Below are 17,263 nucleotides of genomic sequence, written 5' to 3'. Positions count from 1 at the left end.
CTCACCGCGCGCATTTGCCGAAGAATGCGAATTATGCCGATTCTTCGGCGGATGCTGTCGAATTCTCCCACTTGGATTGGGATTCCGGCAACGTGGAAGCATGACTGACCAGCATCTGCATCCCGACACGGTCGCCGTGCACAGCGGCAGAGCCGACCTCGCCGATCTCGGCGTGCATGCGCTGCCGATCGATCTGTCGACCACGAATCCTCTTCCTGACATCGAACGCGGCGGCGACTCGTATGAGGCCATGGCGACGGGTGGTCGGCCGCCCGCCGACGGCAGCATGGTCTACGCGCGGCTGTGGAATCCGACCGTCGCGCGCTTCGAAGACGCCCTCGCCGAGATGGAGCACGCCGAAGCCGCTGTCGCCTTCTCATCGGGCATGGCGGTGATGACCGCGGTGATCCTCGCCCACACGAGCGCAATGGGAAAGCCGCACGTCGTGGCGGTGCGACCGCTCTACGGCGGCACCGATCACCTGCTCGGCTCCGGACTTCTCGGCACCGATACCACCTATTGCCACCCGTCGGAGGTGCGGTCAATGATGAGGGAGGACACCGGGCTCGTCGTCGTGGAGACTCCCGCAAACCCCACGCTCGAGCTCGTCGCCATCGCCGATATCGTCGCCGCGGCAGGCGAGGTGCCGGTGGTGGTCGACAACACTTTCGCAACGCCGCTGCTGCAGAACCCGCTCGACCACGGTGCCGCGATGTCGTTGCACAGCGCGACCAAGTACCTCGGCGGGCACGGCGACGTGATCGCCGGTGCAGTGGCGTGCAGCGAGCAGACCGCCGAGGCGCTGCGACGTGTGCGCGCGGTGACCGGCGGGCTGCTGCATCCGCTCGGCGCATATCTGCTGCACCGCGGACTCACCACGCTGCCGGTCAGGATGCGCCAGCAGCAGCTGAACGCCCAACAGATCGTGCAGTGGCTGATCGACCGGCCCGAGATCGACGAGGTGTCCTTCCCCGGACTCGACGGCGACCCCCAGGGGATTCTCGAGCGTCAGATGCGCGGTACCGGAGCGATGATCGCGATGCGGATGAGCGGCGGGTACGCGGCAGCGAGCGCCGTCGTGTCGTCGGTGAAGCTGTTCACGCACGCCGTGTCACTGGGCGGTGTGGACTCGCTCATCCAGCATCCGGCGGCCCTCACGCACCGTCCGGTTCCGGCCGACGCTCGTCCGGATGCCGATGTGCTGCGGCTGTCGATCGGACTGGAGAACGTCGGCGACCTCATCGCCGACCTCGAGCAGGCGTTGCCAGTTTCCGCCTCCGCAGCCGCTTCCCGATCACGCCCTGGTGCGGGCTGAACAGGTACACCAGGGCGAAGACGCAACCCTGCACGACGACCACGAGACCGCCGGATGCCGCGTCGATCCAGTAGCTGAGATAGATCCCGATCACGCTGCACAGCGCCGACATGACGGGTGCGATCACGAGCATCCGTCCGAAGCGATCCGTCAGCAGATACGCGGTCGCGCCCGGGATGATCAGCATCGCCACCACCAGCACGACGCCGACCACCTGCAGCGCGACGACCGCGGTCAGCGCGAGGACACCGAGCAGCAGGGCTCCGAGCAGGCGGGGCGAGAGCCCGATCGCGAACGCGTGGGTCGGGTCGAATGCGTACAGGGTGAGGTCGCGGCGCTTGACGATCAGCACGCCGAACGCGATGACAGCGAGGATCGCGATCTGCACGAGGTCGCCGGCGGATACCCCGAGGATGTTCCCGAAGATGATGTGGTTGAGATCGGTCTGACTCGGGGTGACCGAGATCAGCACGAGCCCGAGCGCGAACAGCGTCGTGAAGACGATGCCGATCGCGGCATCCTCCTTGACCCTGCTCGTGCCGCGGATGAGTCCGATCAGTCCGACGGCGAGAAGACCGAAGACCAGGGCGCCCAACGCGAACGGTGCCCCGAAGATGTAGGCGAGCACGACACCGGGCAGCACCGCGTGCGAGACGGCGTCGCCCATCAGCGACCAGCCCACCAGCACCAGCCAGCACGAGAGCACGGCGCACACGACCGCCGCGATGGCCGTCGTGATGAGCGCCCGCACCATGAAGTCGTACTGCAGCGGCTCGAGGATCCAGTCCAAGATCATGGCGTCTCCTCCTGGTCGGCATCGCTCTCGAGCCCGAACGCGCGAGCGAGATTGCCGGGCTCGAGCGCCTCGTCCACCGAGCCGTGGAAGAGCACCCGGCGCAGCAGCAGCACGGCCTCGTCCGCGAGAGAGGGGAGGGCATGCAGGTCGTGCGTCGAGACGAGCACCGTGCAGCCGGATGCCGCGAGCTCACGCAGCAGCCTCACGATCGTCGCCTCGCTGCGCTTGTCGACTCCTGCGAACGGCTCATCGAGAAGCAGGATGCCGGCACCCTGGGCGATGCCGCGGGCGACGAACGCGCGCTTGCGCTGCCCGCCGGAGAGCTGCCCGATCTGCCGGTCCGCGAGGTCTGTGAGCTCCACGCGTTCCAGCGCCTCGCCGACCGCATCCTTGTCCGCGGCGCGCGCTCGCCGCAGCACGCCCTGGTGGCCGTAGCGACCCATCATCACGACATCGCGCACCGAGACAGGGAAGGTCCAGTCGACGTCTTCGCTCTGCGGCACATAACCGATCAGCCCGCGCCGTCGGGCGGATCCCGGATCCGCTCCCTCCAGTCGCACCTGACCCGCGGTCGGTCGAACGAGGCCGATGATCGTCTTGAAAAGGGTCGACTTGCCCGACCCGTTCATGCCGATCAGCCCTGTGACGCGTCCCGACTCGACTGAGAGCGAGACGTCGTCGAGCGCGAGCACATCGCCATACCGCACGGTGAGACCGCTGACGTCGATCGCGCTCATGATCCGTTCCCCGTCAGGCCTTCGACGATCAGATCGGCGTCGTGTCGGATGAGGTCGAGATACGTGGGCACCGGTCCGTCGGCCTCGGACAGCGAGTCGACGTAGAGCGTGCCGCCGAAGCTCGTCCCTGTCGCTTCGACCACTTGCTGCATCGCCTTGTCGGACACGGTCGATTCGCAGAACACCGCCGGCACGTCGTTGGCCTCCACGAACTCGATGGTGGCGACGATCTGCCGCGGCGTCGCCTGCTGCTCGGCGTTCACGGCCCAGATGTACGCCTCAGTGAGACCGGCATCCCTCGCCAGGTACGAGAACGCGCCCTCGCAGGTGACGAGCGCGCGTTCGTTGTCGGGAAGGACGGCGAGATCGGCGACCAGGCCGTCCTGCACCTGCTGAAGCTCGGCCTTGTACGCCTGGGCGTTCGCGGCGAACTCATCGGCGTGCCCGGGGTCGAGATCGCTGAACGCCGCGGCCATGGTGTCGACGTACAACTGCACGTTGGCCGGGCTCATCCATGCGTGCGGGTTGGGCTTGCCGGCGTATGCGTCTTCGGCGATGTCGATCGGGTCGACGTCTTCCGATACGACCACGTGCGGAACCTCGACGGAGTCGACGAATTGGGCGAACCACACCTCGAGGTTCAGTCCGTTGTCGAGGATCAGATCGGCGTCTGCCGCTTTGCGCACGTCGCCGGGCGTCGGCTCGTAGCCGTGGATCTCTGCGCCCGCCTTCGTGATCGATTCGATGCGCAGGTGGTCGCCCGCGACGTTCTCGGCGATGTCGGCGAGCACGGTGAAGGTGGTCAGCACGACCGGCCGCTCGTCGTCGGTGACGGCATCCGGTCCTGTGCATCCGGAGAGCGCGACGGCACTCGCGACCAGGCCTGCGAGGACGATCACCGCGGCAGCGCGAGAATTTTTAGGCACACCGAAAACCTACCTTTTAGGTACACCGAAAACAACCGACGTTGCCTCGATCCGCCAAGACGAAGCCCGTTCCATGGCACACCTGCACGACGACGGCACAGTTGCACGACCGTGTGCCGAGAATGGTCGTGCAGATGTACCCGAGTCGTGCAGGTGCCCCGTAGGGCGGTAGGGGTCAGGCCGAGGGGAGCCTGAGCCTGATCGTCCCGGTGTCGGGGTGCTCATGCGGCATCCGGTCGCGGTTGTACGTGATGGACGAGTATCCGTGCGGCGTCGGATGCCCGTCTTCGTCGAGACTGATGAAGACGATCTTCTCAATCGTCAGGATGCGCTTGCGAGTGATCATGTTGCGCACGACTGCGCGCATCGTCAGCGAGGTGCGACCGAAGTGGGTCGCGGTCAGACCCATCTCGATCAGGTCGCCCTGCAGAGCGGATGCTTCGAAATTGATCTCCGAGATGAGCTTGGTCACCACGCGGTAGTTGCCGAGCTGCACGATGGCGTAGATCGCAGCTTCTTCGTCGATCCACTTCAGCAGACTCCCGCCGAACAGTGATCCGTTCGCGTTGAGGTCTTCCGGCCTGACCCATTTTCGGGTGTGGAAGTTGATGCCGTCGTCGTGCGGTTGCCATGCCTCTGCCATGTCCCGAGCGTAGGAGGCGCATGATTCGTCGATGTTACGGGGACAGTTCCGCCCTGAGCAGAGCCGCCGTGAGCAGATTTCCGCGCCTGCTCCGCCGCGGCCGCGCAGGCTGAAGTCATGAGTGAAGAGACCCCCATTCCGCGGTTCGGCCCCGAGGCCAGGCGCGCGCTGTTCCACGATCGCATCCTGGTGCTCGACGGCGCCCTCGACGACGACAACGGCACGCTGCTGATGACGCAGCTGCTGACGCTGTCGGCCGAGGATCCGGTCGCCGACATCGCCCTGTGGATCCATTCGCCCGGCGGCTCGGTGCCGTCGATGCTGGCGATCCGCGACATCATGCACCTCATCCCGAACGATGTGGCCACCCTCGCGCTCGGGACCGCTGCCAGCGCGGGGCAATTCCTGCTCTCCGCCGGAACGAAGGGCAAGCGTCGCGCGCTGCCGCACGCGCGCATCCTCATGCACCAGGGCTCGGCAGGTATCGGCGGCTCCGCGGTGGAGATCGAGGTGCAGGCCGACGACCTGAGACAGATGCGCGACACCGTGCTGGGCCTGATCTCCGATGACACCGGTCAGCCCGCCGAGCGCATCTTCGAGGACTCGCTGCACGACCGCTGGTACACGACAGCGCAGGCAGAGGAGTACGGATTCATCGACGCGATCGTCTCGTCGACCTTCGAGGTCATGCCGCACCGCCGCGCGCGGGTCGGATTGGGGACGGATGCCGCGGCATCCGCGCACGAAGGAGAGAAGTCATGAGCAGCTACACGATCCCGAACGTCATCGCGCAGCATCCGCGGGGTGAGCGCGTCATGGACGTCTACTCGCACCTGCTCGCGGAGCGCGTGATCTACCTCGGCACAGGGATCGACGCCGGGGTCGCGAACGCGCTGATCGCGCAGCTACTGCATCTGGATGCCGACAGCCCGGACGCCGGCATCCAGTTCTACATCAACAGCGAAGGCGGCGATCCGGGTGCGGCGCTCGCGATCTACGACACGATGCAGCACATCCGCCCGAGCATCGCGACGACGGTCGTCGGCCAGGCGATCGGGCCCGCGGCCCTCCTTGCCGCCGCCGGTGCGCCGGAGCAGCGCGCGGCGCTCGAGCACGCGCGCGTCGTGCTGCATCAGCCCGCCGGGCAGTCGCGCGGAGCTATCCCCGACCTCATCCTCGCCGCGGACGAGGTGGTCAGAGTGCGCGCCGACATGGAGGCCGTGCTCGCCCGTCACACCGGCCGCACCGTCGAGGCGCTGCGCGCCGACACCGACCGGGATCGGGTGTTCACAGCATCCGCCGCGCTCGAGTACGGGCTGATCGACCGCGTGCTGGGGGAGCGAGTGCAGAGCTCGGGCTAGCCCCGATGCTCTGCACGGCGCCGTGCCCTGAGGGCCGCGATGAGCAACAGCACGACCGGGACCAGCAGCAGCACGAATCCGCTCGGGCCCACCATCCATATGCACACGAGAGCCCAGATGCCGAGGGTGAGCGCGATGTACAGCGGCACGGTGTCGCCGCGTCTGCCGACCCGCAGGACGAGGAGCGCGAGCAGCACGCCGGGAACGACGAAGCCGCCGGGCAGTCCCCAGAACTGGACTGCCGCTTCCACCGGCAGCTGAGCGGTTCGGAACGGCCCCGCCATCCAGGCGCCCCACCACGGGTGCAGGGCGAAGACCACGGTGTGAAGCGCCGAGATCGTCAGCAGCGCGATCGCGGCCGAGACCGTGAGCCGGTCGGGTCGGACGGGCGCGCCGTCACGACGCCCGACGGAGCGGTCAGAGGAGGGGGAGGCTGTGGCGGTGTCCGGAGGTGTCATGCCTCAATCGTGAGGTGCTTCCGGGTCGCGGCCATCCCTCCGCAGGGCGGACGAGCGATGGCGGGGAGAACGAGTGTCAGGCTGCGAGGGCGAACGCGCCACGGCTGCCGGCAGACACCGCAGCGGATGCCGGTGCCGAGGCCATGCGCAACTCATCGGCGACGCTGCTGGCGAGTTCGATGAGCGTCGTGTCGAGGGCGCCGGCGATCGCGGCGATCATCTCGCTGGACGGTTCCTTCAGTCCGCGCTCGACCTCGGAGAGGTACTGCGGTGAGACGCCGGCCTTGTCGGCGGTCTCCGTGAGGGTCTCTTCGCGCTCATGTCGGCGGCGCCGGAGCTGGTCACCGAGCAGATGACGCCAGAGAGGCTCCGGGTCGGTCTGCGGACGCGGTCGGCGCGGTGGATGAGGCGTACGGGTGAACGGGACGATCTCGGCCATGGTTCACGGTAACTCCGCTGCGCGCCGGTGTCACCGCCGTTCTGCTCAGAGCAGAACACGCACACTTGTCAGCCCGGATCACACCTGTCAGTCGAGATCCCTGGGTTTCGACTGACAGGTGTGATTTCGACTGACAAGTGTCGGCCCGAAGTGCGGCGGTCAGCCCGCGAGCTGCTCGGCCAGGAATGCTGCCTGCTTCTGCCACTGCACGCCCTGTCCGCCCTCATGCTCGTTGAAGGCGTACTCGGCGATCTCCGCGACTCCACCCCAGTTGTTCCGCGCGGCGAAGACCGTCGACGGTGGGCACACCGGATCCATCAGCGCGACCGAGAAGAGGGCGGGGGCGGTCGCGCGCCGCGCGAGGTTCACGCCGTCGAAGTACGACAAGGTCTCGAACACGCGATCCTCCGTGCCGCGATGGATCGACAGATACCGGACGATCTCGTTGTAGGGATCGCGGCCGGTCAGGCCCACGGCGCGCTCGAACTGGCACAGGAACGGCACGTCGGGCATCGCCGCGATGAGCCCTGCGGAGAGACCGGCGGCGGCGATCGCGATCCCGCCGCCCTGACTTCCGCCGCATACGGCCACGCGCGCCGCGTCGACGCGATCGAGCGAGCGGATGGCGTCGATCGCGAGCACGGCGTCGGTGTAGACACGGCGGTAGTAGTAGCTGCCAGGGTCCTCGATTCCCCGGGTCATGAACCCGGGGGACGCCGGGCCCGAGCCGTGCGGGTCGGCGGTCACGCCGCCGGTTCCCCACGCGCTTCCCTGCCCGCGGGTGTCCATGAAAAAGTGCGCGTAACCGGACGAGGCCCATCCCAGACGTTCGTGCGGCAGACCGCGGCCGCCGCCGTAGCCGTTGAACTCCACCACCGCGGGCAGTGGCTCATCGGTGTCGGCGGGAAGCAGCAGCCATCCGCCCACAGGGTCACCGCCGAATCCGCTGAAGGTCACGTCGTAGACCTCGACTGACTGCAAGGGGGAGTCGATGCGTCGCAGCTGGATCGGCTGCGCCGCCGCGCGTGATTCCTCAAGCGTCTGCTGCCAGAAATCGTCGAAGTCTGCGGGCTCCGCGACGTCGGGGCGATAGGAGCGGAGCTCCTCCAGCGGCAGATCGAAACGCGGCATTGCGGAATCCTTCTCTCGGGGTCGGCGGCAGTTTATCCGTGCGGATGGCCGATGCTGCGACGGCGCACCAACGTGAACGCACGCAGGGCAATCCGACGGTTCCGCAAGGCTGGCGAACTCATTAGGCTGAGTATCGAGTTCGCAGCTCGAACCTCCCCCCATTTCTGCAAACCGTCACCTTCTCTAGATGATGCTGTGCATCGTGAGGGCCGCTCGGTGAGCACCTCCAGAAAGGCATTCCCTGTGAGCAACTCCGCCGAGAACAACGTCGACGAGCACGGGGCCGACTTCTTCGACCAGCTCGCGCAGGGACAGCCCAGGGAACAGGGTAATTTCACGATCGGCTTCCGCGGGTACGACCGCGGCGAGGTGGATGCTGCGCTCGCGGGCCTGCGGATGCAGGTGCAGCGGGTCGACGCCGAGCTCGCCGAGGCGCGGGCGGGTGTGAGCCGCGACGTCGAGTCCGCACGCTCCGAGGTCGAGTCCGCGCTCGCCGAGCGCGACGCCCGCATCGCCGAGCTCGAGGCGCAGAACGACGACCGCATCGCAGCGCTGGAGGCCGATCTCGCCGCCGCCCGTGCGCAGGCCGACGACGCCGAGCAGCAGGTCGCGACGCTGACGAGCGAGCTCGTAGACGCCCCCAAGACGGGTGCCGACACCGAGGGCTCGCGCCTGCAGTTCGAGGCCGTGCTGCGCGTCGCCGAGGAGCAGGCAACGGTCCTGATCCAGAACGCGGCCGTGCAGGCCGAGCGTCTGCTGGAGGCCGCTCGCGAAGAGGCGGAGTCGCGTCGGGCCGAGCTGGCCGCAGAGGTCGACCGCATCACCGCGCAGGCTCAGCACGACGCCGATCAGGTGCGTCTGCGGATCGATACCGAGTACACCGCACACGAAGCGACGATCCAGCGCGAGGCCGCGCACGCGGCCGAGAAGGTCATCCAGGCCGAGCAGGAGGCCGCGACGGTTCGCACCGAGGCGGAGAAGGGCTCCGCGGCGCTGCGCTCGATGGTCACCCGCGAGACCAGCCAGCAGCGGGCGGATGCCGAGCGCGAGGTGCGCGAGATGAACGCTCGCGTGCTGGAGTTCGAAGAGACCCTGACTCGCCGACAGGACGACGCGCAGCAGGAGTTCCTGCTGCTGCACAACCAGGCCGTCGCCCACGCGGAGCGCATCACTACCGACGCGAACGAGCAGGTCGCGGCATCCCTCGAGCACTCCAAGCGCATCTCGGCGAAGGCCGATGACTACGAGCGCCTGATGCGCTCGCAGGCTCAGGCCATCGAGGCCGATGCCCAGGTGCGCGCCCGCGAGACGCTGGAGCGCGCACGTGTGAAGGCTCAGAAGATCGTCAGCACGGTCACCGGCCACACCACGGAGGTGCTGCGCGACGCCGAGGACCGCACACGCCAGCTGCGCTGGCAGCAGCAGCAGCTGAACAGCTTCATGGCCGAGGTGCGCGAGCTCATCCGCCCCGACGGTGTGCTCGGATCGGATGCCGCGGACGACGGCGACACGGAAGACGCGGATGACGTGGACGTGCTCGAAGAGGGCGACGAGATCATCGAGCTGGCGCCTGGCATCGAGGAAGACGACGCCGACGAAGAAGACGCAGACTCCGAGGATGACGACGAGGACGACGCCAAGGCCTGATTCGTCCCCGAGTCCGAACAGTCTCTGACGCCCGTCGCGTCCAGTGCTTCAAAGGAGGAAAGTGCCGGTTCCCTTCGATCGGGACCGACACTTTCCTCCTTCCACCGCGTCCGCGCGGGGCGTGGCTCAGGCAGGCACCTTGTCGAGGAAGCCGACCACGGTGCGGATGCGTCCGTCCTCGTCCACGGTGATCACGTCGAACCCGACGATGAGCGGATCCTCTCCGGCAGGGCCGAGTCCCCATTGGAAACGTGCCTGTGAGTGGTGAGTGTCCGGTCCGGAGACCAGGCCGAACACGAATCCGGGGAACTGCTCGCGGACAGCCTCGATGACGCCGCCGATGCCCTCACGTCCGCTGACTTCTGCCAGCGGGTCGACGTACCTTCGATCTCCTGAACTGCACGCGATCGCCGACGCGTTCCGCGTGCTCCTCGACGCCCACATGCCCCATCCCGCCCTCGTGCTCGATCGTTGGTGGAACGTGGTGGATCGCAACGCCGCCACCGATCTACTGCTCGTCGGATGTGCTGATCACCTGCTCGAACCGCCGGTGAATGCCGTCCGGCTGTCGCTGCATCCGGACGGATTGGCACCGCGCATTCGCAACCTCGGGCAGTGGAGGTCGTTCCTGCTCGGCCAGGTGAGGCATCGATTCGAGCGCACCGCTGACCCGCGACTGGATGAGCTGCTCGATGAGGCGGGCCATTACCCAGGCCCGGACGCGGAGGGGGCCGCGTCGCGTGATGTCGTCGTGCCGCTGCGGCTGAGCGTCGGCCACCAAGAGCTGTCCTTGTTCAGCTTCGCCGCGTCCGTCGTCTCCGCAGTGGACGTCACGGTCGATGATCTCCACATCGAGGCGTTCTATCCGGCCGACACCGCGACTGCGGCCGCACTCAAACGGGCGTAGAGACGCAGCGTCTCCGCTCGCCGTGCCCGACGCCGTCGGCATCCGGATAATGCTGCGCACCGCCAAATGATGCGCATTATGGCCGTGACTGCGACGGGTGGGCGTGAGTACGATCAGGCGCTGTGAGCAAGGCGGGTGCCTTGCCTGAGCGGTGCCGATGAAGGCACCGAGAGGAGCAGTCCATGGCCATTCGAAGTAGAATAGCTGCGGCAGCGGTCTCGCTGACGCTCGTCGCCACCGCGCTGATCGCAGGAGCGGCGTCGACCGCGGCATCCGCCGCGTCAGAAGAAGAACTTCCGGTCTTCACCACCCAGGGTCCGATCATCGATCGGTTCACGGACGAGACTTGGAACCCGGGCGACGAGTTCATCTTCCCGTCGGTGTTCCATGCGGGGGAGTATCTCGAGAACCCGCTCGGCGAGTGGTACGTCTACTTCGCGCCGCATGATGCGCCCGGCGGCATCAACCTCATGTACGCCGATTCGCTCGACGGGCCATGGACCCACTACGAGGGCAGTCCGATCGTGTCGAATGTCTGGGATGGCATCTACGACGTCTCGCACGTCTCTGCACCGGATGCCGTGTGGAACGAAGGCACCGGACAGGTGTTCCTCTACTTCCACGGCGAGAACTCCACTGACCGGTATGCCACGTCGGAGGATGGCGTGCACTTCGACTACGGCGGCGTCGTGATGACGACCGAGCAGTTCGGTCAGAACGCCACCGAGACCTCGTACAACCGCATCTTCGCCAACCCATTCCCGGAGAACGGGTGGGAGCACGCGATGTTCTTCATGGTCAACGACACCTCGAACGTGCGACGCATCGGGCTCGCCTACTCGCACGACCTGATCAACTGGGAGGCGCAGCCGGGGTGGGTGGTCGAACCGACAGCTGTCGAGGGGACGAACGTCGCCGGACCCGAGATCTGGGAGTGGAACGGCACGCAGTACGTTCTCTACGGATCGAGCGCCGGTACCATCTTCGCGAAGAAGCTCGACGAGAACCTTCGCAGCGTTGGCGATCCGATGCCGCTGTACATCCCGAGCCCGTTCCCGCCGGAGGAAGGGCGCACATCTTCGCCGCAGATCGTGGAAGAGGATGGCGTCACCCACATGATCTTCGAGATCGGCGGACGCAGCGGCACGACCATCGCCCACGCGGTGCTCGATCCCGAAGGCACGAGGGATCCGCTCAACACCCATTCCGAGGACCCGATGTACGCACTGTGCACGGGCGAGGGTTCCGACGAATTCGACGATGACGCTCTGGGCGAGGCATGGAGTGTCGTCCGCGACGGCGAGGATCGCCTGCGCATCGAGGACGGCGATCTGGTGATGTCGTCGCCGACCACGTCGATAGGCGGTGCGACCATTCCGCAACTGCCCGTTCCGGATGGCGCGTGGGAGGTCACGACTGAACTGGACTACGCGCCGGTGGCCAAGTACCAGCAGGCTGGGCTCGTGCTGTATCGCGACGATGCGAACAACGCCAAGCTCGTGTGGTCGTATGCGCAGCAGGGGCAGCGGTTCGACTTCACCTGGAAGAACAACGGCAAGGATCGCTTCGACACCTGGACGTGGGAGGACAGCGTCTTTCCTCCGGCGGATATCGGCGGCACCGTGTGGCTGCGCATGAGCAGCAACGGCGAGTGGATCACCGCTTCGCTGTCCGCCGATGGCCAGAAGTTCGTTCGCATCGGCCAGCCGATCGAGTCGGATGTGCTCGCGGCCACCGGCGTCGGAGTATCCGCGTTCCGCGGTGCCACGACCGCTCCCGATACCGAGGCGCGATTCGACTGGCTGCGGTTCACGCCGAGCGAGGATGAACTGGCCGCCTGTGAGGACGGCACCGATCCCGGAAATGGTGCGGGGAGTGGTCCTGGGAACGGTCACGGTCCTGGGAACGGCCACGGTCCTGGGAACGGTCACGGTCCTGGGAACGGTCACGGTCCTGGGAACGGTCACGGTCCTGGGAACGGCCACGGGAATGGCGCCGAGGCACTCCCGAACTGACGGGAGCCACCAGGTGAGCGCCGGTGACGACCCCGCGTCGTCGTAGCCTGGGATCATGTCCCACATGGTGAGTGTGAATGAGCTGGCCGAGCTGATACGCGACGAGGCCGTGCGCGTCGTCGATGTGCGCTGGCGTCTGAGCGTTCCAGACGGACGCTCCCAGCCGGACGGCCGGGAGGAATACCATCAGGGGCACATCCCTGGAGCGGTGTTCGCCGATCTCGAGAGCGAGCTGACCCGGCACGGCCAGCCCGATGAGGGGCGGCATCCGCTTCCCTCGACCGCGCAGGTGCAGGATGCTGCGCGTCGGTGGGGTCTGAACGACGGTGACGTGGTCGTCACCTATGACGATGCCGGCGGGCTGCCCGCGGCACGCGCGTGGTGGCTGCTGCGCCAAGGTGGCCTCGATGTGCGGGTTCTCGACGGCGGCTGGCAGGCGTGGAAGGATGCCGGCGGCGATGTCGAGAGTGGTTCCGTGGAGTACTCGCCGGGGACGGTTACTCTCGCGGACGTCTCGGCGGACAGCCTCACGATCGACGAGGCGGCGGCGTTCCCGGCATCCGGTGTGCTGCTCGATGTGCGTGCGCCGGAGCGCTTCCGCGGCGAGACTGAGCCACTCGATCCGATCGCCGGACACATTCCCGGAGCGGTCAACCTGCCGACGGGGAAGCACGTCGCGGGCGACGGCACGCTGCTCGACCTCGAGGCGCTCAAGAAGAATTTCGCGGATGCCGGCATCGACGACGGCACCCCGGTCGCGACCTATTGCGGCTCGGGCATCACCGCAGCGCACACCGCGCTTGTGCTCGCCGAAGCGGGCATCGATGCGAAGATCTTCCACGGCTCCTGGAGTCAGTGGTCGAACACACCAGGTCGCGCTGTCGCCACCGCGGAGTAACCGAGTGGATTCGTATCGCAGACCGGGCATCGAGCCCGAGGTGTTCCGCGATGACGACGGCGCGGTGATCGCATATGGCGACCGGTGGGGGCCGGATTCGCCTCCGAGCGACAGCTATTCAGTGTTGTCGAACGTGGAGCGGTTCCGTCCGCTGCATCAGGTCGCCCAGGCTCTGATCGACGCGCTCGCGAGCGAGTACGCGGTGACGGTCGAAGACGACCTCGCACTGGCATCCGACCTCATGCACGATCGCGACGATGTGATCCGCGCCGTCAGGATCACGCCGGACGATTCCACGGCGGCACCGCTGACGTTCGTCTTCACCTCGTTCCCCTCCATCCTCGTGCACGCGGGTTTGCTGCACGACTTCCTCTACCCGGTGTGCGGCTGCGACGCGTGCGATGAAACCTGGGAGCGGGTGGCGGATTCCATGGAATGGGATGTGCAGACGGTAGTGGAGGGCGGCTACGAGGAGCGCGCAGGCCGGCAGGGAGAGGCGTACCGTCTCTCAGACGCGGACGGATCTCGGAGCAGTTCGGGACAGAGCCAAGATGTGCCGCGAGCGCGGTTGGATGCTGCGTCCGGCGCACTCACGGAGATCGACGGAGCCTGGACCGCCTGGCCCAGGCTCCGGTGACAGGCACCGGGAGGGTGAAGCCTTCCGCCAAACGCGATGGAAGAAGAGTTTCACGGGTTCCGAGCGGCGGGAAGCCGTGAAACTCTTCTTCCAAGCGAAGTGTCCGCCGAAGCGCTAACCCTTCAACCCGGTGTGCGCCAGGCCCTGCACGAACTGCTTCTGAGCGAACAGGAACACCAGCAGCACGGGAACGACGGTCAGCGTCGTCGCAGCCAGCTGCACATTCCACATCGGCCCGCCATACGCGTCGACGTACTGCGTCAGAGCCTGAGGCAGCGTGAACATGTCCTTGCTCGACAGATACACGATCGGCTCGAGGTAGAGGTTCCACGACTTCAGGAACGTGAAGATCGCGACCGCCCCCAACGCGGGACGTGACAGCGGGAACGCGATCCGCCAGAAGATCCCCCAGCGGCCGAGGCCGTCCATGCGCCCTGCCTCCTCCAGCTCGGTGGGCAGCCCGAGGAAGAACTGACGCATGATGAAGACCGACAGCACGGCGGGTGCTCCGAAGATCGGGATCACGATGAGCGGCCAGTGCGTATCGATCAGGCCCATGCCGTTGACCAGCCGGAACAGCGGCACGATCGTCACCTCGCTCGGAACCAGAAGACCGACCAGCACCACCAGGAACAGCGCGTTGGCGCCGGGGAAGCGGATGCGCGCGAACGCGTAGCCGGCCATCGCCGCGACCAGCAGTGTCCCAACGGTCACGATCACCGCGATGTAGAGACTGTTCCAGTACTGTTGCGCGAACGGTTGCAGACGGAACACCTCGCCGTACGCGTCGAAGCTCGGATTCTCCGGCCAGAGCGTCGGGACCTTGCGCAGGATCTCGCTCATCGGCTTCAGGCTCGAAGTCGCCATCCACCAGGTGGGGAAGATGAACGGGATGCTGATGACTGCGAGCAGTACGACGAGACCGATCGAGACCCACCGCCGCTTCACGCGTGAACTGCCGGCGCGTACACGGCGCGCAGGGGTGGTCGATCCGGTCACCACGGTCGTCGTGTCGATCGGATCGACATCGGCCAGGGGAGCGTCAGTTCTCATTGAAGACCCACCTCTTTCGCGTCTGCCATTGGATGAGGGTGAGAACCAGCACGATCATGAACAGCAGCACGGAGATGCCGCTGGCGTAGCCGAAGTCGTTGAAGCGGAACGCCTGCTGGTACAGGTAGTAGACGAGCACCGTGGTGGAGTTGCCCGGTCCGCCGCCGGTGAGGACGGCGATCTGCGCGAAGACCTCGAGCGATCCGACGATCGTCAGGATCGAGACCAGCAGGATCGTCGGGCTGATCATCGGCAGGGTGATTGCGCGGAACCGGCGCCAGGCCCCCGCGCCGTCGATGCGCGCGGCCTCCATGATCTCCTCCGGCACTCCTTGGAGCGCCGCGAGGAACAGGATCATGTTCATGCCGACGTTCTTGAAGACCTGCACGATGATCACGGAGACCATCGCCGTGAAGTCGTTTCGCAGCCAGTTCGGACCGTCGACGCCGACGAGCGAGAGGAAGCCGTTGATTCCCCCGTCGGCCTGCAGCAGGAAGCTCCACACGATGGTCCAGGCCACCAGCGAGACCACGACCGGAGAGAAGAAGAACGTTCGGAACGTGGTCGTCCCAGGCAGCTTCTGATTGAGCAGCACGGCCAAGAACAGCGCGAGCGTGATGTTCAGCGCGACCAAACCGATCGAGAACCACACGCTGGCGAGCAGAGAGTCATGCAGACCCTGATCGCTCAGCATCCGCTCGTAGTTCTCCGTTCCGGAGAAGACGAACGTGTTCGCCAGGACGTTCCAGTCATGAAGCGAGAACCAGAACACGGCGATGAGCGGCGCGATCACGAAGGCGAGCGCGCCGAGCACGGCCGGCGCGACCATCGTGTAGCCGACGATCCAGTCGCCGCGGGTGGCGGCCGCTCGGCGGCCGCGCATACCCGCGGGGCGGGGAGGACGCCCTGCGCGTCCCCTCCGCTCCGTGGTCTGAGCCGCGTCGCTGGCGGCAGTGGTGGTCATGCGGTATCAGCCCTCCAGCAGCGGTGAGATGGCGCCGCAGGTGTCTTCGAGAACGGCCTGGACATCGGCATCCGCCGTCCACAGCGCGTCGAGCTCTGCCCGCACGGTGTCCTGCAGCTTCGCGAAGCTGGCGTGCGTCGGCTTGGTGACCGCGTCCTGGATGCCGTCGACGACGACCGCCTGCAACTGCTCTTCACTGAGCTTGGGGTTGGCAGCACCCAGCGTCTCGGCGTTGAGCAGCGATTCACGCGGCGGCGGGAAGTACGTCGCGAGCTTCTCGGCGTTCTCCGGGTCGGTGAAGTACGCGAGGAAGTCCGCCGCGATCGTGGGGTGCTTCGCATTCGCGAAGACGCCGATGCCGGCCTGGCCGATGACGTTCTGCTGGCCCTCTGGGCCGGCCGGAAGCGGCAGGATGTCCCACGCGAACGAGTCGTCGAGCGCGGATGCGCGACTGATCTGAGTGATCGTCATCGCCGCGTCGCCGGCGAAGAAGTCAGCGGTGACACCGGGCCCCGGCATCGCGGAATCCCTGAACACGGCGTCGTGGATCCACGTCATGGCGTCGACCATCTCAGGTTCGGTGAACGTGCACTGCGTGCCGTCCTCGCTCCACGGTGCCGCTCCCCATCCGTTCCACACCGAGCCCAGCACCTCCCAGGCCTTGTAGTCGAAGTCACGGACGACGAGTCCCTGCTTCCCCGAGGCGGCGGCCGCTGCGGCCGACATGTCGCGGGCGGTGTCGAAGGTCCAGTCTCCGGATGCGACGAGATCAGCGGGATTCGGCTGACCTGCCGCTGCGAGCTGGTCGGTGTTGACGAACATCGCGAACGGGCTGTTCGAGAACGGATACGCGAAGAGCCCGTCGTCCTGCTGCCAGAGCGCGAGCGACGAGTCCAGCAGGTCGTCGTACTCGTACCCTTCGGCCTCCTGCAGCGTCGGTGCGATGTCGACCAGCGCGCCGCTCTGCACGAACTCGGGTGCGTAGCTCTCGAGGATCCAGCCCAGGTCCGGGGCGTTGCCGCCGGCGAGCTGCGTCGTCAGGGTCGTCGTGTACGCATCGAACGGGATCGGCTCGAACGTCACGCTCGAGACCAGGTCAGGGTTCTCGGCGACGTACTCGTCGGCGATCTCCTGGAACAGCGCGAGCTGCGTCTCGTCGGCCGTCCAGACGGTCATGCGAAGTTCGACCGGTTCGTCCGGCGTTTCGGTCTCGGCGGTTCCTCCGCCGCTGCATCCGGCGAGGGTGAGGGCGACGGCTGCGATGCCGGCGCCGACCGCGAGGTGTGCACGTCTACGTGATTGCGGGTGACTCATGTGTCTCTCCATTCTGTGAATC

General features: G+C 66.7%; 19 protein-coding genes. 8 read left to right on the top strand and 11 right to left on the bottom strand.

What is annotated here, in order from left to right:
• Positions 1-100: 100 nt before the first annotated feature.
• A complete protein-coding gene (locus tag HDC95_RS13295; RefSeq protein WP_259064051.1) occupies positions 101-1,315 on the top strand; it encodes a PLP-dependent aspartate aminotransferase family protein in 1,215 nt (404 codons plus the stop codon).
• Here the strand turns inward: HDC95_RS13295 and HDC95_RS13290 are convergent.
• The 4 genes from HDC95_RS13290 to HDC95_RS13275 all read right to left on the bottom strand — a co-directional run bounded on the left by HDC95_RS13290 (position 1,239) and on the right by HDC95_RS13275 (position 4,417).
• A complete protein-coding gene (locus HDC95_RS13290) occupies positions 1,239-2,111 on the bottom strand; it encodes a metal ABC transporter permease (protein ID WP_259064049.1) in 873 nt (290 codons plus the stop codon). The genes HDC95_RS13295 and HDC95_RS13290 overlap by 77 nt on opposite strands.
• Positions 2,108-2,848 (bottom strand): metal ABC transporter ATP-binding protein, encoded by a 741-nt coding sequence (locus tag HDC95_RS13285; RefSeq protein WP_259064047.1) that lies wholly within the window; start codon positions 2,846-2,848, stop codon positions 2,108-2,110. The genes HDC95_RS13290 and HDC95_RS13285 overlap by 4 nt, the downstream gene beginning before the upstream one ends.
• On the bottom strand, positions 2,845-3,774 hold the full coding sequence (locus HDC95_RS13280) for a metal ABC transporter substrate-binding protein (protein WP_259064046.1): 930 nt from the start codon (positions 3,772-3,774) through the stop codon (positions 2,845-2,847). Before HDC95_RS13280 ends, HDC95_RS13285 begins: the two co-directional genes overlap by 4 nt.
• Positions 3,775-3,949: 175 nt before the next feature.
• Positions 3,950-4,417 carry an acyl-CoA thioesterase gene (locus HDC95_RS13275; protein ID WP_259064044.1) on the bottom strand — a complete coding sequence of 156 codons (468 nt, stop codon included), beginning with the start codon at positions 4,415-4,417 and terminating at the stop codon, positions 3,950-3,952.
• Positions 4,418-4,534: 117 nt separating this feature from the next.
• Between HDC95_RS13275 and HDC95_RS13270 the strand changes: the two genes are divergently transcribed.
• Positions 4,535-5,179, top strand: a complete 645-nt coding sequence (locus HDC95_RS13270) for a ClpP family protease (protein WP_259064042.1) — start codon at positions 4,535-4,537, stop codon at positions 5,177-5,179.
• Positions 5,176-5,778 (top strand): ClpP family protease, encoded by a 603-nt coding sequence (locus HDC95_RS13265; protein WP_259064041.1) that lies wholly within the window; start codon positions 5,176-5,178, stop codon positions 5,776-5,778. The genes HDC95_RS13270 and HDC95_RS13265 overlap by 4 nt, the downstream gene beginning before the upstream one ends.
• Here HDC95_RS13265 and HDC95_RS13260 read toward each other — a convergent pair.
• The 3 genes from HDC95_RS13260 to HDC95_RS13250 all read right to left on the bottom strand — a co-directional run bounded on the left by HDC95_RS13260 (position 5,775) and on the right by HDC95_RS13250 (position 7,806).
• Positions 5,775-6,236: a hypothetical protein gene (locus HDC95_RS13260; RefSeq protein ID WP_259064040.1), complete on the bottom strand. Its 462-nt coding sequence runs from the start codon at positions 6,234-6,236 to the stop codon at positions 5,775-5,777. The two genes, HDC95_RS13265 and HDC95_RS13260, sit on opposite strands and share 4 nt — an antisense overlap.
• Before the next feature lie 76 nt (positions 6,237-6,312).
• The gene (locus tag HDC95_RS13255; protein ID WP_259064039.1) at positions 6,313-6,675 is read right to left on the bottom strand and encodes a helix-turn-helix domain-containing protein; all 363 of its coding nucleotides are present in this window, start codon (positions 6,673-6,675) and stop codon (positions 6,313-6,315) included.
• A 159-nt stretch (positions 6,676-6,834) separates the two neighbouring features.
• Positions 6,835-7,806, bottom strand: a complete 972-nt coding sequence (locus HDC95_RS13250) for an acetylxylan esterase (protein WP_259064038.1) — start codon at positions 7,804-7,806, stop codon at positions 6,835-6,837.
• 243 nt (positions 7,807-8,049) lie between these two features.
• Here HDC95_RS13250 and HDC95_RS13245 point away from each other — a divergent pair, with 243 nt between their 5' ends.
• Positions 8,050-9,453: a cell division initiation protein gene (locus tag HDC95_RS13245; RefSeq protein ID WP_259064037.1), complete on the top strand. Its 1,404-nt coding sequence runs from the start codon at positions 8,050-8,052 to the stop codon at positions 9,451-9,453.
• A gap of 126 nt (positions 9,454-9,579) precedes the next feature.
• Here HDC95_RS13245 and HDC95_RS13240 read toward each other — a convergent pair whose 3' ends face one another.
• On the bottom strand, positions 9,580-9,897 hold the full coding sequence (locus tag HDC95_RS13240; protein ID WP_259064036.1) for a nuclear transport factor 2 family protein: 318 nt from the start codon (positions 9,895-9,897) through the stop codon (positions 9,580-9,582).
• Between HDC95_RS13240 and HDC95_RS13235 the strand changes: the two genes are divergently transcribed.
• The 4 genes from HDC95_RS13235 to HDC95_RS13220 all read left to right on the top strand — a co-directional run bounded on the left by HDC95_RS13235 (position 9,896) and on the right by HDC95_RS13220 (position 13,910).
• A complete protein-coding gene (locus HDC95_RS13235) occupies positions 9,896-10,360 on the top strand; it encodes a hypothetical protein (RefSeq protein ID WP_259064035.1) in 465 nt (154 codons plus the stop codon). The genes HDC95_RS13240 and HDC95_RS13235 overlap by 2 nt on opposite strands.
• Positions 10,361-10,542: 182 nt before the next feature.
• Positions 10,543-12,375, top strand: coding sequence for a DUF1349 domain-containing protein (locus HDC95_RS13230; protein ID WP_259064034.1), 1,833 nt, complete (start codon positions 10,543-10,545; stop codon positions 12,373-12,375).
• A gap of 55 nt (positions 12,376-12,430) precedes the next feature.
• Complete coding sequence (locus tag HDC95_RS13225) at positions 12,431-13,273, top strand: sulfurtransferase (protein ID WP_259064033.1); 843 nt, start codon at positions 12,431-12,433, stop codon at positions 13,271-13,273.
• A gap of 4 nt (positions 13,274-13,277) precedes the next feature.
• A complete protein-coding gene (locus HDC95_RS13220; protein WP_259064032.1) occupies positions 13,278-13,910 on the top strand; it encodes a DUF6226 family protein in 633 nt (210 codons plus the stop codon).
• 114 nt (positions 13,911-14,024) lie between these two features.
• On the opposite strand, the gene HDC95_RS13215 is transcribed toward HDC95_RS13220, so the two are convergent.
• The 3 genes from HDC95_RS13215 to HDC95_RS13205 are packed head-to-tail and all read right to left on the bottom strand — an operon-like array spanning position 14,025 to position 17,241.
• Positions 14,025-14,963 carry a carbohydrate ABC transporter permease gene (locus tag HDC95_RS13215; RefSeq protein ID WP_259064031.1) on the bottom strand — a complete coding sequence of 313 codons (939 nt, stop codon included), beginning with the start codon at positions 14,961-14,963 and terminating at the stop codon, positions 14,025-14,027.
• Positions 14,953-15,927, bottom strand: coding sequence for a carbohydrate ABC transporter permease (locus HDC95_RS13210; protein WP_259064030.1), 975 nt, complete (start codon positions 15,925-15,927; stop codon positions 14,953-14,955). The genes HDC95_RS13215 and HDC95_RS13210 overlap by 11 nt, the downstream gene beginning before the upstream one ends.
• A gap of 6 nt (positions 15,928-15,933) precedes the next feature.
• A complete protein-coding gene (locus HDC95_RS13205) occupies positions 15,934-17,241 on the bottom strand; it encodes a sugar ABC transporter substrate-binding protein (protein WP_259064029.1) in 1,308 nt (435 codons plus the stop codon).
• Positions 17,242-17,263: the final 22 nt, after the last annotated feature.

This window comes from Microbacterium sp. AK031 (assembly GCF_024807145.1).
In the GTDB taxonomy this organism is placed as follows: domain Bacteria; phylum Actinomycetota; class Actinomycetes; order Actinomycetales; family Microbacteriaceae; genus Microbacterium.
Note: the sequence above shows the minus strand (reverse complement) of the source record. Positions and strands in the feature narration are given on the sequence as shown.

Excerpts from the sequence above, each read along its gene's own strand:
- HDC95_RS13260 (WP_259064040.1), bottom strand. The coding sequence starts at position 6,236 with ATGACACCTCCGGACACCGCCACAGCCTCCCCCTCCTCTGACCGCTCC.
- HDC95_RS13250 (WP_259064038.1), bottom strand. The coding sequence starts at position 7,806 with ATGCCGCGTTTCGATCTGCCGCTGGAGGAGCTCCGCTCCTATCGCCCC.
- HDC95_RS13235 (WP_259064035.1), top strand. The coding sequence starts at position 9,896 with ATGCCCCATCCCGCCCTCGTGCTCGATCGTTGGTGGAACGTGGTGGAT.
- HDC95_RS13295 (WP_259064051.1), top strand. The coding sequence starts at position 101 with ATGACTGACCAGCATCTGCATCCCGACACGGTCGCCGTGCACAGCGGC.
- HDC95_RS13255 (WP_259064039.1), bottom strand. The coding sequence starts at position 6,675 with ATGGCCGAGATCGTCCCGTTCACCCGTACGCCTCATCCACCGCGCCGA.
- HDC95_RS13225 (WP_259064033.1), top strand. The coding sequence starts at position 12,431 with ATGTCCCACATGGTGAGTGTGAATGAGCTGGCCGAGCTGATACGCGAC.
- HDC95_RS13275 (WP_259064044.1), bottom strand. The coding sequence starts at position 4,417 with ATGGCAGAGGCATGGCAACCGCACGACGACGGCATCAACTTCCACACC.
- HDC95_RS13290 (WP_259064049.1), bottom strand. The coding sequence starts at position 2,111 with ATGATCTTGGACTGGATCCTCGAGCCGCTGCAGTACGACTTCATGGTG.
- HDC95_RS13270 (WP_259064042.1), top strand. The coding sequence starts at position 4,535 with ATGAGTGAAGAGACCCCCATTCCGCGGTTCGGCCCCGAGGCCAGGCGC.
- HDC95_RS13230 (WP_259064034.1), top strand. The coding sequence starts at position 10,543 with ATGGCCATTCGAAGTAGAATAGCTGCGGCAGCGGTCTCGCTGACGCTC.
- HDC95_RS13205 (WP_259064029.1), bottom strand. The coding sequence starts at position 17,241 with ATGAGTCACCCGCAATCACGTAGACGTGCACACCTCGCGGTCGGCGCC.
- HDC95_RS13240 (WP_259064036.1), bottom strand. The coding sequence starts at position 9,897 with ATGTGGGCGTCGAGGAGCACGCGGAACGCGTCGGCGATCGCGTGCAGT.
- HDC95_RS13215 (WP_259064031.1), bottom strand. The coding sequence starts at position 14,963 with ATGAGAACTGACGCTCCCCTGGCCGATGTCGATCCGATCGACACGACG.
- HDC95_RS13210 (WP_259064030.1), bottom strand. The coding sequence starts at position 15,927 with ATGACCACCACTGCCGCCAGCGACGCGGCTCAGACCACGGAGCGGAGG.
- HDC95_RS13285 (WP_259064047.1), bottom strand. The coding sequence starts at position 2,848 with ATGAGCGCGATCGACGTCAGCGGTCTCACCGTGCGGTATGGCGATGTG.
- HDC95_RS13265 (WP_259064041.1), top strand. The coding sequence starts at position 5,176 with ATGAGCAGCTACACGATCCCGAACGTCATCGCGCAGCATCCGCGGGGT.